The sequence below is a fragment of the Primorskyibacter sedentarius genome (assembly GCF_004342065.1).
In the GTDB taxonomy this organism is placed as follows: domain Bacteria; phylum Pseudomonadota; class Alphaproteobacteria; order Rhodobacterales; family Rhodobacteraceae; genus Primorskyibacter; species Primorskyibacter sedentarius.
Genome location: NZ_SLZU01000005.1, coordinates 12,955 through 26,380, shown reverse-complemented (window position 1 = coordinate 26,380; position 13,426 = coordinate 12,955). Strand labels below are relative to the sequence as shown.

The following is a 13,426-nucleotide window of genomic DNA, read 5'->3' as shown; positions in this document are numbered from 1 at the left end:
GACTGTCATCCTATTAAATGAATTGGGCGCACTATTCGATCCGAGCGGCAGGATCGCGGCATGCTCATGATAGCTGTTAACGTTGCGTTAAGTAAGATGCCTGCCCGTCTTTAATGTTGTGTGCCCAAGCAACCTTAACAAAGTGTTCACGCCTGCACGGTTTGTCCGGTGAGCGTTAACGTTCTCCCTGCAACGCCTCATCAAACGCAGAAGTCGTGCATCTCTGTCTTGCAATCGGGCGAGTGCGGTCCCACCCGTAATCCCATGGGTACAGCGACGCCTTTGTTTGGACACAGAGGAAACTGTTAATTTGTCGCGTAATCTTAATACTATAATTACTTGATACAGTTATATAATTTTTCACAACCAATATGACGGACGTCATTCTTTGATCTTGCGTCCAGACTGCTGTTAATCGCGCGCGCCTCACGCCGCGGCTTGGGCAACAGGAACGGGATCAGCTCCGATCCACAAGCCAGGCCTCCAGATCTCTCTGTGCCGCTTCAAGCGTTTCGAGGTTGATTGTCCGCGTCACCAGCGCCCGGTTCAGGGCCCGGACGCGCTTGTTCAGTGTCAGGCGATCATCGAACTCCGACAGCACGCCCAGCTTTTCATACAAGGACAACAGCCGGTTCTGCACGGTCCGCAGCGACATCCCCTGCCTTTCCGCAATCAGCTTGTCCTGAAGACCCAGCGCAAGATCGACCAGCACGGCGAATTCGCTGTCATCAAGCCGGGTGCGCAGCGAGGCGCCGCTTTTCTGACGGCGGTGGATTTCGCGATCCACCATGATTTGCCCTTCGATGAGAACAGCGCGCAAAGCCAGCTTCAGCCGATCGCGCGAGGCCGTCTTCAACACGTAACCATAGGCGCTGTCCTCGGGCACGATCTGGGCGATACCGCGCAGATACGCGTCATCCGCGTAGTTTGACCAGAACAGGATGCGGCTTTGCGGCCGTTCCGCCCAGATCGTGCGCGCCGCTTCGATCCCGTTGCGGCGATCCATCTGCAGATCCATCACGATGGCCTCGATACCACCCTGACGCGCGTCTTCCTCCCCTGCCACGCCATCTGCCGCATGAAAGATCTCTGTCACTTCAGGCAAGGCTTCGGCCAACGCATCCTGAAGATAGGTTGCGTGGAACTGGTCATCTTCGACGATCAACGCCTTCATTCCCGACCCTCCAACAGAACCCGGACGGTACAGCCATAGTCGTTCAGAATATCCAGCTCTGCCGAGATCAGCCTTGCCCGTGTGCGCATATGGGCCAGACCGGAATTGCGTTGCGGATCAGCAGGCAGACCGCGGCCATCATCGCGTATCGTCACCACCAGCCCGTTGTTGTCCCGCGGCTCTATCCGGACCGAAATACGGCGCGCACCAGAGTGGCGGGCGGCGTTGTTGATCGCCTCCTGCGCGATGCGAAACAGCGCGGTGCGCAGGGTCGGCTCCAACCGGTCGGTCGCGCCATCCGTCTCGTCGGTCACGTCGATGCCGATTGTGCTGGGACCGACCGCGCGCTCAAGATGGACCCGCACCGCATGGGCAAAGCCGAACAGGTCCAGCAAGGTCGGAACGGCGGTATCGATGATCCGGCGCAGGTCTCCGATCGTCTCTGAAATCCGGTGGGCGAGCTCTGCGGGCGGCAGCGGTGCATCTCCGGTGACCTCGCGCAACAAGCGGGTCAGATCGGCAAGCGTCTGATCGTGCAGATCCATTCCGATGCGCTGACGTTCCTGCTCCAGCGTCTGGGTCAGCTCCAGCGCACCGCGCCGCAAGCCCTCCTCTCGGGCCTGCGCCGCTTCACCTACCTGCGCCGCGCGCTGTGCCTGTTCGGCCGCGTGCAGGGCATGAAAATAAGGAGACAACACATCCGCCACGTGCTGCGCGCGTTGGACCGTTTCCATGGTGTAAAGACCGGGCGTGGAGTGCGAAATGTTCAGGGTTCCGATGGGTTGGCCCATCACTTTCATCATCACATGCACGCGTGACCGCAGCGCATGGTTGATAATTGGTTCCGAACAGGCGCCCGCGAATGTCTGGCGCGGATCCTGCATCGCGTCCTGACACAGCATGAAATCGCATTTCCCGGTGATCAGGTCGCGGATGGGCGAGGCATCAACCCGCGTCCGCGCCCGCGACCAGCGTGTCTGGATGCCGACCTCGTAACTGGACATCCAACCCAAACCGTCGACAAGACACAGGTCGGCATGGGTGAAGGGAATGACCTCGGCTATCTCATCCGCCACGGCCTTCAGCGCCGAGGCGATATCGGTCCGCTCTGCCAGATGCGCCGAGATGCGCAGGAAGACGTCCCCCTTCGCAGGGACCTGCAAGGCATTGGTCATCTTCTCCTCCCGTCGCGCGTTGCGCGTCCCCGCAATCTTGGCAAGGCTGGCGAGGAAAGGAAACACCCCAAGCCGCAAAGCCGTTGCGGGAACCCGCACCATCTCTGCGGGGGCCTGCCTTTACAGCCGCAGGGCGGGGCCACATCATCGCGGCATCCGTTGCCTGACAGCAGCGGGATACAGCGCAGAATTGAATGCGCGAAAGGGAGGAAAACATGACCATTTCGAAAATGCTGCTTGGCGCGGCAAGCCTTGCCATGGTCGCCGGACTGGCGCAGGCCGAGTCTCACATGGCCGACACCTCTGGCAAGCGCATCGCGCTGTCCAACAATTACGCAGGAAATTCCTGGCGACAGGCGATGCTGCAGACCTTTGAGGAGATCGGGGCGCAAGCCGTGGCCGACGGGAAGGTCGCGGCCGCCGATGCCTATACCACATCCGAGAACCAGGCGACCGAGCAGGCCGCACAGATCCAGAACATGATCCTGCAGGGCTATGATGCCATCGTGCTGAACGCTGCATCCCCGACAGCGTTGAATGGCGCGGTGAAAGAAGCCTGCGATGCGGGTCTCGTCGTTGTCAGTTTTGACGGCATCGTGACAGAGCCTTGTGCCTGGCGGATCGCGGTAGATTTTGCCGCCATGGGCAAGGAAGAGGTGGATTACCTCGCGACGCGCCTGCCTGATGGTGGCAACCTTCTGGAAATACGCGGCCTTGCAGGGGTCTTTGTCGATGACGAGATTTCCAAGGGCATCCACGAGGGCGTGGCCGAGCATGACCAGTTTGAAATCGTGGGGTCTGTCCATGGTGACTGGGCACAGGATGTGGCGCAGAAAGCCGTGGCCGGCATCCTGCCGTCGCTGCCCGACATTGTCGGCGTTGTGACGCAGGGCGGTGACGGGTATGGCGCGGCACAGGCTTTCAATGCTGCGGGGCGCGACACGCCCCTGATCGTTCTGGGCAACCGACAGGACGAGCTGACATGGTGGGCCGAGCAGCGCGATGCGAACGGGTATGAGACGCTCTCTCTCTCGATCGCGCCGGGTGTGGCCTCGCTCGCCTTCTGGGTTTCGCAACAGATCCTTGCGGGAGCTGAGGTGCCAAAAGACCTGACAGTGCCCTTCCTGAAGATCACGCAGGACACGCTGGATGATGCCCTGGCCACCACGCCCGAAGGGTCCGTCGCCAATGTGACCTACACGCTGGAAGACGCGCAGAAAGTCATCGCGGACGCCGGGTGACGCAAGCCAAGCGGGCTGCCCCGCGCGGCGGCCCGTCCCTTCCATTCTGGTAACGGAGCGTTCATGTCCGATCATGAGAACGCCCCGATCGTGACGCTGACCGATGCGGCCAAACATTTTGGCCCGGTGCGTGCGCTCGATGGGGTCAGCCTGTCGGTGAGCCTTGGCGATTGCATCGGCCTTGTCGGCCATAACGGTGCGGGCAAGTCGACGCTGGTCAACCTGATCAATGGCGGGCTTGCGCCCTCTTCGGGCAAGATCGCCTTTGCACAGGGTCAGACTGCATTCGGGGCCGGGGTGCGGTCGGTTTTTCAGGAATTGTCGCTTTGCGCCAACCTGACCGTGGCCGAAAACCTGCGCATTGCGCACAGCGCATTGAACGGGTTTGGATGGCGACGGCGCGCAAGGGCAGAGATCCGTGCAAGCCTTGACGCGGTCTTTCCCGGCCACGGCATCGACCCTGATGCAGAGGTCGGCACGCTCTCCATTGCCGAACGGCAGATGGTCGAGATCGCCATCGGCTTTGCCTCGCGCGGCAGCGAGGCACGGCTCGTCATATTGGACGAGCCGACCTCGGCCCTGGATGCGGCCATCGCCCGGCAGCTATTGGCACATGTCAAACAGTTCTGCGCAAATGGCGGTGCGGTCGTTTTCATCTCGCACATGCTGGGCGAGGTTTTCGAGGTCGCCAGTCGCATCGTGGTATTGAAAGACGGAAAGGTCGTTGCAGAGCGTCCAACGCCAGAATTCACCCGCGCGGGTCTTGTCGATGCGATGGGCCATGTCGCAGCTGAAAGCGGAGGCGTGGCAACCGCCCGGCGGGATTTCGGCCCCGAAGTGGTGCGCACCGATCAGGGCCTGTCGGCGCGCCGCGGCGAAATCGTCGGTCTTTCCGGCCTTGCCGGGCACGGACAGGCAGCCGCACTGGCTCGTCTTTTCCTGTCTCGGTCCAGCGCGTGGCATGCGGGCAAGACCCCTGACGTGGTTTTTGTGGCGGGAGACAGGCCACGGGACGGAGTGCTGCCGCTCTGGTCGATCCTGCGCAACATCTCGATTTCCATTCTGCGGAACGATGCGACGCGGGGCATGGTCAACAGGCAGGCAGAGGCGGCCGTGGCGAAAGACTGGAAAACCCGGATCGGCATTCGCACCGATGATGTGACCAACCCTGTCCTGTCCCTGTCCGGCGGCAACCAGCAAAAAGTGCTCTTTGCCCGCGCTTTGGCCAGCCCTGCCCCCGTGGTCATCATGGATGATCCCATGCGCGGCGTGGATGTGGGCACAAAGCAGGATGTCTATGCCATGATCCGCGCCGAGGCCGCCAGAGGCCGCACATTCCTGTGGTATTCGACCGAGACCGAAGAGATTTGCCAATGTGACCGGGTCTTCGTCTTTCGCAACCATGCGATCAGCGCAGAGCTTAACGGGACCGACATCACCGAGGAAAAGATACTCGAAGCCTCTTTCGAAATGCGGGAGGCATCATGAGTTTCCTTGCGCGCCACAGGATCATCCTTCCGGTGGTTTCATTGGCTGTTCTGCTCGCGGCAACCTTCTACATGCAGCCCCGCGCCATGAGCTATTTCGGGCTGAACCTGCTCTTCAACCTCGCCGTTCCCATTGCGCTGGCGACTATCGCGCAGATGCTGATCATCATGGTCAATGACATCGACCTTTCGCTGGGGGCCTTTGTCAGCCTTGCCGCCTGCGTCACGGCGACCTCTCTTAATGACGCGCCGCTTTTGGGGGCGCTGATCCTGCTGGGGCTGATCCTGTCCTACGCCCTGCTGGGCGCCGTCATCCATATGCTGGAACTGCCGGCTATCGTCGTGACCCTGGGCATGTCCTTCGTCTGGGGCGGGATTGCGCTGTTCATCCTGCCTGCGCCGGGGGGTGTCTCTCCCGACTGGCTGCGCACGCTCATGACCGTGAAACCGCCGATCGCACCGATGGCGGTGGTGGCCGCCGTGATCATCGCAGCTGTCACTCACCTTCTGATCATGCGCTCGGGCATCGGGACGGTGCTGCGCGGCGTCGGTGGCAATGCGCGTTCGGTTGCGCGCGCGGGCTGGTCGCTGGTTCGGCTCAAGGCGCTCGCTTACGGGCTGGCGGGGTTGTTCGGCGTGCTGGCCGGGATGGCACTGGTCGGGCTGACCACCTCTGCTGACGCCAATATCGCGCTGCGCTATACGCTCCTGTCCATCGCCGGGGTCATCCTTGGCGGGGGCGAGTTTATCGGCGGCAGGGTCAGCCCCACAGGCGCGGTGATCGGCGCGCTGACCCTGACACTTGCCGCCTCTTTCCTGTCCTTCATGCGGCTTTCCCCGGATTGGCAGATCGGCGCGCAGGGCGCGATCCTGATCCTCGTGCTGACCGCGCGGCTGATCTTCAGTCGGAAAGGGGCAGAGGAATGAAGCTCTTCAGCAAACCCTGGCTTTGGTCCTGGCTGGCCGCGGCGGCAGCCTTTGCAGTGACCGCGGCACTGACCTCAGGCCGGGGTGGTGGAGAGCTTGCATATGCAGCCCTGTCCTTTGGCGCCTTTGCAGCCATTGTGGGCCTTGGCCAGATGCTGGTGATCACTCTGGGACCGGGGAATGTTGATCTTTCGATCCCGGCGACGATGACGCTGGCAGCGACGCTTGCATTGAAGGCAATGGGTAGCCAGCCCGGCACGGCTTTTCTGGGGTTGGGCATTGCGCTAGCAGTGGGGCTTGGCGCGGGGCTTGCCAATTACGCGCTGATCTACCTGCTGCGTCTTCCGCCGATCATCGCCACGCTTGCAGCCTCTCTGGTCTATCAATCGGTTGCGATCTGGTCGAACCGGGGCCTGCGGATCAAGCCACCCACCGGGTTGGCCGATTTCGCAACCGGTCGCTTTCTGGGTCTGCCCAATGTCGCCTGGGTCGGACTGGCGCTTGCCATTGTCGTCTGGGTGATCCTTGAAAGATCCGTCTGGGGCCGTTGGTTGCTGGCCACGGGCCAAAACCTGCGGGTCGCGCGGCTGGCGGGCATCCCGGTAGAGCTTGTCCGCGCCGCCACCTATATCTCTGTCGCTTTGTTTTCAGCGCTTGCGGGCTATCTGCTCGCCAGCTTTTCGGGCGGGGCCGCCCTGAACATGGGGCAGGAATACCTGCTGATGTCCATCGCGGTTGTCGTCATCGGCGGCAGTTCCATCGCCGGGGGCGATTCAAACGTTCCGGGCGTCTGGGGGGCCGCGCTTTTCATGTTCCTCGTTGTTTCGATGCTCAACAGCTACGGCGCTGTGGCCGGGCTTCGGAACGTGCTGACTGGAACCATCATCATCGCCATCGTCATCGCAGCCAGTACGAGGAGAAACCGGGCATGATCACCACGCCACAGCATCTGCACATTCTCGACGACCGCTTTGCCGCGCTCGTCCACCCGATGTCCACGCTCGACGTGATTGCCGATGGGTTTACCTGGACCGAGGGACCGGTCTGGTTCGGTGATCATGACTGCCTGCTGTTTTCCGACATTCCCAGCCAGCGCATCCTGCGCTGGTCCGAGGCCGAGGGGCTTTCGGTCTTTCGGGCGGGGTCGGGTTTCAACAATGGCAACACGCGGGACCGACAGGGACGTCTTGTGGGCTGCCGCCACGGCGCGCGCGACGTGGTCCGGACCGAATTCGACGGCTCACTGACGGTTCTTGCGAACGCGTTCGACGGCAAGCGCCTGAATTCGCCCAATGATGTCGTGGTCAATTCGGATGGCGCTGTCTGGTTCACCGATCCGACATACGGCATCCTTTCCAATTTCGAGGGCTACCGCAGCGACCCCGAACAGCCCAGCCGCAACGTCTATCGCCTGCCTCCGGCGGGGGAGCTGACGGCCGTTGTGACGGATTTCGTCCAACCGAACGGGCTGTGCTTTTCCCCGGATGAAAAAACCCTCTACATAGCTGAAAGCGGATCAAGCCATGATGCGTCGGTCCCCGCCGTCATTCGTAAATTCGCGGTCGATGGCGGCAGCCTGCGGGACCTCGGTGTCTTTGCCACAATCGATAAGGGCCTGCCGGACGGGCTGCGCTGCGATGTTCTTGGCAATGTGTGGACGTCCGCGGCAGACGGGGTGCATTGCTTTGCGCCTGACGGCAAGCTGCTTGGCAAGATCCTCGTCCCGCAGGTTGTGTCGAACCTGTGTTTCGGAGGGCGTGATGGTCAACGGTTGTTCATCACCGCCACGCGCGCCGTCTACCGAGTCTTTGTCGATGTCCATGGGGCAGAGCCATGGACGCAAGGCGCTGGGTAACCCTGCGCCAAGAGCCAACCGGTCAGAGGCTCATTCGTATCGCAGATCTGTCGCCTTGCCGCGAAAGATGACGTAGGACAGCACCGAGTAGCCCGCAATCACCGGCACGACGACGCACGCCCCCACGAAGATGATCATCAGGCTTTCAGGCGCGGCGGCGGCCTCGTAGATGGTCAGTCTTTCCGGCACCACATAGGGATAGAAACTGTAGGCAAGCCCCAGATATGCCAGCGCGAAAAGACTGCTGGCCACGGCAAAGGGCAACCAACTGCGTCGATCCTGCTCAAAGGGCATCCGGCGCAGCAGCACCCACAGGGCCACGATCAGCGCGGCAGAGATCAGCGGCAAGGGTGCCAGCAGGAAAATCTCTGGGAAGGTGAACCACTTGCCGAAAATCCGGTCGCTCACCAGCGGGGTTGCCAAAGAGACAGCACCGATCCCAGCGATAACGCCCCACAGCCCCCCGCGCGCCCAGCGAAGCGCCTTTTGCTGAAGCGCAGCTTCGGTTTTGTGCACCAGCCATGTCGCCCCGATGAAGCTGTACCCGACTGCAAGGCAAATAGCCGTGATCCCGGCAAAGAGATAGGTATCGAACGCCTGTTCCAGCCCCATGACATAAAGCCCCAGCATGAAGCCCTGCGCCAGCGCCGTGATGATCGAGCCCGCAAAGAACAGCCGGTTCCACGTCGCCTGATGCGAGGCGCGCGCCTTGGCCCGAAACTCGAAGGCCACGCCGCGCAGGATAAGGCCCAGCAGCATGGCAAAGACCGGCAGGTAGAGCGTTGACAGGATCATCCCATGCGCCGTCGGGAAGGCCACCAGTAGCAGACCGACAGCAAGGACAAGCCATGTTTCATTGGCATCCCAGAACGGCCCGATGGACCCGATCATCCGGTTCTGTTCCTCGCGTGAGGCAAATGGAAAGAGGATGCCGACGCCAAGGTCAAACCCGTCCAGCACCACGTAGATCAGGATCGACAGACCCATCAGCGAGGCAAAGGCCCAGGGCAACCAGTCAGCGGGGTTGGAGAAGTCTGGCAACATGGGCTTGCTCCTAAGTGTTCAGGGCGGCGACATGCGCCTTGCCCGAATGGGTCATGCTGTCAGCGCGGGCATCCTGTCCGCGAGCGGCCTTGCGGGCGAGGTACACGATCACGCCGACATAGGCAGCAAGAAGTGCCGCGTAGACAGCGAGGTAGGCCAGCAACGTCCCAAGCACCATTGGCGCCGGAACATCCGCCACGGCCATGTCGGTCGTCATGACGCCCTGCACCAGCCAGGGCTGTCGGCCGATCTCTGTCGTGTACCAGCCCGCCAGCGTGGCCAGCCAGCCGGACAGGCCCATGGGGACCAGCGCCCGAAGCAACAGTTTCGGCAGCCCCTCGACGGCCATCCAACGCCCCTTCCGCGCCCCCTCGTGACGGTCACGATGGCGCCACATGAGGAAAACGGCGCTCCAGCTTAGTGCCAGCATCGCAAGACCTGTGCCGACCATGACCCGGAAGGACCAGAACACCGGCGCCACCGGCGGGTGCAGCGCTGTGCCATCCTCTGCCACAAAGTCGTTCAGCCCCGGCACGACACCGTCAGCATGGTGGGTGAGAATGATCGAGGCACCGTTGGGCACGCCGATCTCTACGCGGTTCTCTCGCGCGGTCTGGTCTGGCAAGGCGAACAGCAGCAGCGGCTTGTTTGGCCCGGTTTCCCAGTTGCCTTCCATGGCGGCGACCTTCTGCGGTTGGTGTTCCAGCGTATTCAGGCCGTGCATGTCGCCCATGAAGATCTGCAGCGGGATCAGAACCGCCCCCAAGCTGATGCCGACCTTGAGCATAGCGCGCACATCGCGCGACCGGTCGCCGATGACCCACCGAAACGCCGAGACCCCCGCTATCAGAAAGCTGACGGTCAGGAAGCTTGCCAGCAGCATATGGGCAAACCGGTAAGGCATGGACGGGTTGAAGACGATCTCCCACCAATTGGTTGCATAGGCAACGCCATCGACCATCTCGAACCCCTGCGGGGTATGCATCCAGCTGTTCAACACGATGATCCAGAAGGTCGACAGCGTCGTGCCAAAGGCCACCAGCGCCGTCGCGGTGATATGAAGCCAGGCCGGTACGCGGGAAAAGCCGAAAAGCATGATCCCGATGAACGCGGCCTCAAGGAAGAACGCAGTCAGAACCTCATAGGCCAGCAACGGTCCCGCGATATTTCCGACCGTCTCCATGAAGCCGGGCCAGTTGGTGCCGAATTGAAACGACATGGTGATGCCGGACACCACACCCATGGCAAAGCTGAGCGCAAACACCTTTACCCAGAACCGGTAGGCCGCCATCCATTTCTCGTCGCCCGTGCGCGCAAAGCTCACCCGGAAGAACAGCAGCACCCAGCCCAGAGCGATGGTGATCGTCGGGAACAGGATGTGAAAAGAGATATTTGCCGCGAACTGAATGCGGCTGAGCAGAAGTGTGTCTAACGCTTCCATCCATATGGTTCCTTATCAGTGTTTCCCAAGCCGCCCACAATCCCCGCAGGCCTTGCGGTAAAGACCACAGTTTCTCGCCGCAAAAACCGGATGCAGCATGATGTCCCTGCATCCAAGATGCATCTACGCAGCTGTCAGAAAAGAAGTTAGGGGCGCCGAACCCTTTTTCAAAAAGCTGCGTCAATTCGCACAGGTCGTGCCTGACTGTTGGGCAATCCAATGGTCGGCCCGCGGCAAATGCCGTCAACCGAATGCAGCGCAACGGCGGCGGCGGCCATGTAATCGTGCATCGGCACCACCAGCCGCTGATCGCCAAGAAGACGGGCCATTTAAAGGATGAGCGGACGGTTTCACAGAAGGTGCAGCTGGTTAATATGGGGCACACGAACGCGGGAACCTTTGCGATGATCACGGCGCATCTGACGGCCAAGAAGGCTCTGTTGAAGGAATTGCGGGATTTTCACTTCGAAAACACCGCGTGCACCTGCAATGCCCGCCTCCTCATCGTGTCGCTTTCGGCCGAACCGATGCAGAGCGGGAAATTCATCTGAAAAAGGGCGACATTGCCTGTGGTTGGTCGGCCACGAACCTGCACCACTCTACTCAACGACGTATCAAGTACGGTCGTGACGTGGCACTGCATGGTCGTTCTTTCCGCTGACAGGACGCCTCTGGACCCGGCCATTTTCAGGCGCGCTTTGCTTGAGAAACGTTGTGCCGCCGCCCTGTCGGCTGACATCACCCCGCCATAACAACAGATCGCCCAAATTGATCGTCGTCACGCCCGCCAACTGAATGTTGAGATCGGCAACGCCATCGCCGGTGACATCACCCTGCAGGCAACCATCTGTGCCATTCTGGACGAACCGGATCTGCCCGGCAGAGGTGAACGCAGCCGCGCCGGTGAAGGTGAAGGATTGGTTGCCCGAGGCGGCGGCATCCGCATCGATCCCCGACATCCTGACCGCTCACGAAGCCCGTTAAGACGTCCCGGACCGCCGTGACGCTTTGTGAGGCAGATGTCTAGAGGAGCCGATCCGCCCCCGAGGCGAAAAAGTAACGGACCGCGTCGGTGCCGCCGCCGCCATCCAGTGTGTCATCGCCCGCCCCGCCGACGATCCGGTTTTCGTCGGCATCTCCGAACAGAGCATTGTTTGCGGCATTGCCGCTCAGGGCAGACGCACCGCTCACCGAATAAATATCTTCAATCCACTTATGGGCCCCCAGCAAGAAACTTCCGCCCGCGAAACTGATCCTGTCGTGGCCGTCTTCCGGCCCTTCGTTCGTCAACACACTTGCGCGCTCTGCCGGGGACAGGAGGTCAAGGACATAGTGATCGCCACGAACGCCACCGATCAGCGCGACGCCCGCATTTCTGGCGTGAAGCGTGTCTGACCCATCATGCCCGTTGGGGTCACTGGCGATGCCGTCGTCCGCGAACAACTCGTTGTCCAGATCATTACCCCATGCAGCGGTGGCGTTGCCGATCAGAGGCAGGTTCTCCAACTCTGGCGTGTCTGCCAATGATAGAGACAGGGTGGAATAAATCGTGTCGCGCCCGCCATCCGGTGCCTCTTCGATCACGTCACCGGAATTGTCAATGTAGCAGGTGTCGTTGCCGATACCCCCCACCATCCTGTCCGACCCTCCTCCTCGGTGCCAGCGCGGCCATCACAGCTCTCGCCGTCGACAAAGCCGTAAGAGTTGGCTTCGATCATGTCATTACCGTTTCCACCTGACAGCATGTCACGCCCGCGCCCGCCCGCCCGCCATCGTGTCAGCACCGCCCAAGCCATTCACAAGATCATCGCCCAAGCCCGTCTCAATTTCTTCGTTCGCGTTGCTCCCCTGAACAGTGGCGTTAGCCCGCGAAATGAAAAGGCTTTCAAAGCGCCAAAACGCCGCCTCTGCCCCATTGACTGACGGCAGGGTTTCAGCAGAAAAATCAATGTCGAGGTCAAGACCAGACAACACCAGCAATCTGTCAGAGCCTGCCCCGCCGTCAATTGTGGTCTGGTCGACCAACACCGACACGATGACAAAATCGTCCCCGCCACCACCGTCGAGCGATAGAAATGGCAAGGAATAAAACCTGAACTCATCGTTCTGTCCGGAGCCGATGAAATGCTCGATATTGGCGTATTCCAGTCTCGAACTCGTTCCCGCAACCAGTTTCTGGGAACCTGCGTTTTCGGATCTCCAGCCTGCGGTCGAATGCGACAGATCAAGCGTGTCGCTGCCCGCGTTCCCGTCAACGATATCGTTCGATCCGTCGGAAGCCATGACAAACCTGTCATCGTCCTCCTCACCGAGCAGGCGGTCATTGTTGCGCCCGGAGACCAATGTGTTATCGCCCGCCTCGCTAGAAAGCACGCCTGATGCGTGCCCGCCGCATGATCCACATCCATTGTCAGCGTCTGTCCGGCACCTACCGTGACGGAATAGAACTGCACAGCGTCCGCACCCGAGGTCAGCACCGATGTGCGCGGTTGGTCTTCATCCTCCAGATCGCGGTAGAAGGCCGTTGACCAGTTGACCGGATCATCAACCGACAGGGCCGTCGGAATGGTCGCTCCGGCTAAACTGCCGTCCACGGCAGGCCCGGAGTCGCCAAAGACAACGTCATCGCCGTCCCCGGATAGGATCGTGCTGCATGAATTGTTAAAGTTGGTGCTGACGGACAGGATGATATCTGCGTCGCAGGTTCCGGCGATCTGGCCGGCGGTCGAAATTACATTTGTCGTAATGGCTCCTCGAAACGGACCTGTCCGCGCCGGTAGTGCGAGCTGGGAAAAATTTTCCCGACAGGCTAAGCTGCTGCAAGAAGTCGTACGTTCCGGGAGATACCCCAATCCGCCCAGCCCCGGGATCGCTTATCCGAGGGAGTATGGCACCAGCGTGGGCTTGATACGAGCTGGTTCGCTGCCAGATTAGCAGCACAGGCGCGTTTGCCACTGGCCCGAACGGTTGGGCGCCGCGCAAGTCGGCGGGACCGGGCAAAGCGCCACGGTGGGAAGGTCCGGAGCCAGACCGGCATGATACGTGTCAGCGCTCGTTGCGCAACACGACCAACCCCCGCACG

At 61.1% G+C, this 13,426-nt stretch carries 13 protein-coding genes; 6 read left to right on the top strand and 7 right to left on the bottom strand.

What is annotated here, in order from left to right:
* Positions 1-457: 457 nt before the first annotated feature.
* Together EDD52_RS09375 and EDD52_RS09370 are read right to left on the bottom strand one after the other, a co-directional pair.
* Positions 458-1,174 carry a response regulator transcription factor gene (locus EDD52_RS09375; protein WP_132244200.1) on the bottom strand — a complete coding sequence of 239 codons (717 nt, stop codon included), beginning with the start codon at positions 1,172-1,174 and terminating at the stop codon, positions 458-460.
* Positions 1,171-2,349 carry a sensor histidine kinase gene (locus tag EDD52_RS09370; protein WP_132244198.1) on the bottom strand — a complete coding sequence of 393 codons (1,179 nt, stop codon included), beginning with the start codon at positions 2,347-2,349 and terminating at the stop codon, positions 1,171-1,173. The genes EDD52_RS09375 and EDD52_RS09370 overlap by 4 nt, the downstream gene beginning before the upstream one ends.
* A gap of 215 nt (positions 2,350-2,564) precedes the next feature.
* Here EDD52_RS09370 and EDD52_RS09365 point away from each other — a divergent pair, with 215 nt between their 5' ends.
* The 5 genes from EDD52_RS09365 (at position 2,565) to EDD52_RS09345 (ending at position 7,859) form a co-directional block, all read left to right on the top strand.
* Positions 2,565-3,590: an ABC transporter substrate-binding protein gene (locus EDD52_RS09365; RefSeq protein WP_132244196.1), complete on the top strand. Its 1,026-nt coding sequence runs from the start codon at positions 2,565-2,567 to the stop codon at positions 3,588-3,590.
* 63 nt (positions 3,591-3,653) lie between these two features.
* On the top strand, positions 3,654-5,078 hold the full coding sequence (locus tag EDD52_RS09360) for an ATP-binding cassette domain-containing protein (protein ID WP_132244194.1): 1,425 nt from the start codon (positions 3,654-3,656) through the stop codon (positions 5,076-5,078).
* Positions 5,075-6,004, top strand: a complete 930-nt coding sequence (locus EDD52_RS09355) for an ABC transporter permease (protein WP_132244192.1) — start codon at positions 5,075-5,077, stop codon at positions 6,002-6,004. Before EDD52_RS09360 ends, EDD52_RS09355 begins: the two co-directional genes overlap by 4 nt.
* Complete coding sequence (locus EDD52_RS09350; RefSeq protein WP_132244190.1) at positions 6,001-6,936, top strand: ABC transporter permease; 936 nt, start codon at positions 6,001-6,003, stop codon at positions 6,934-6,936. The genes EDD52_RS09355 and EDD52_RS09350 overlap by 4 nt, the downstream gene beginning before the upstream one ends.
* The gene (locus EDD52_RS09345) at positions 6,933-7,859 is read left to right on the top strand and encodes an SMP-30/gluconolactonase/LRE family protein (protein ID WP_132244188.1); all 927 of its coding nucleotides are present in this window, start codon (positions 6,933-6,935) and stop codon (positions 7,857-7,859) included. The genes EDD52_RS09350 and EDD52_RS09345 overlap by 4 nt, the downstream gene beginning before the upstream one ends.
* A 30-nt stretch (positions 7,860-7,889) precedes the next feature.
* Here the strand turns inward: EDD52_RS09345 and EDD52_RS09340 are convergent, their stop codons facing one another.
* Both EDD52_RS09340 and EDD52_RS09335 read right to left on the bottom strand, forming a co-directional pair.
* The gene (locus EDD52_RS09340; RefSeq protein ID WP_207906003.1) at positions 7,890-8,903 is read right to left on the bottom strand and encodes a cytochrome d ubiquinol oxidase subunit II; all 1,014 of its coding nucleotides are present in this window, start codon (positions 8,901-8,903) and stop codon (positions 7,890-7,892) included.
* A 10-nt stretch (positions 8,904-8,913) separates the two neighbouring features.
* Positions 8,914-10,344 (bottom strand): cytochrome ubiquinol oxidase subunit I, encoded by a 1,431-nt coding sequence (locus EDD52_RS09335; RefSeq protein WP_132244186.1) that lies wholly within the window; start codon positions 10,342-10,344, stop codon positions 8,914-8,916.
* A 251-nt stretch (positions 10,345-10,595) separates the two neighbouring features.
* Between EDD52_RS09335 and EDD52_RS09330 the strand changes: the two genes are divergently transcribed.
* On the top strand, positions 10,596-10,895 hold the full coding sequence (locus EDD52_RS09330; protein ID WP_132244184.1) for a hypothetical protein: 300 nt from the start codon (positions 10,596-10,598) through the stop codon (positions 10,893-10,895).
* Positions 10,896-10,958: 63 nt separating this feature from the next.
* Here EDD52_RS09330 and EDD52_RS09325 read toward each other — a convergent pair whose 3' ends face one another.
* The 3 genes from EDD52_RS09325 to EDD52_RS09315 form a co-directional block, all read right to left on the bottom strand.
* Positions 10,959-11,303: a hypothetical protein gene (locus EDD52_RS09325; RefSeq protein WP_132244182.1), complete on the bottom strand. Its 345-nt coding sequence runs from the start codon at positions 11,301-11,303 to the stop codon at positions 10,959-10,961.
* 64 nt (positions 11,304-11,367) lie between these two features.
* Entirely contained in the window at positions 11,368-11,979 is a 612-nt protein-coding gene (locus EDD52_RS09320; protein WP_132244180.1) for a hypothetical protein, read from the bottom strand.
* A 111-nt stretch (positions 11,980-12,090) separates the two neighbouring features.
* A complete protein-coding gene (locus tag EDD52_RS09315; RefSeq protein WP_132244178.1) occupies positions 12,091-12,717 on the bottom strand; it encodes a hypothetical protein in 627 nt (208 codons plus the stop codon).
* Positions 12,718-13,426: the final 709 nt, after the last annotated feature.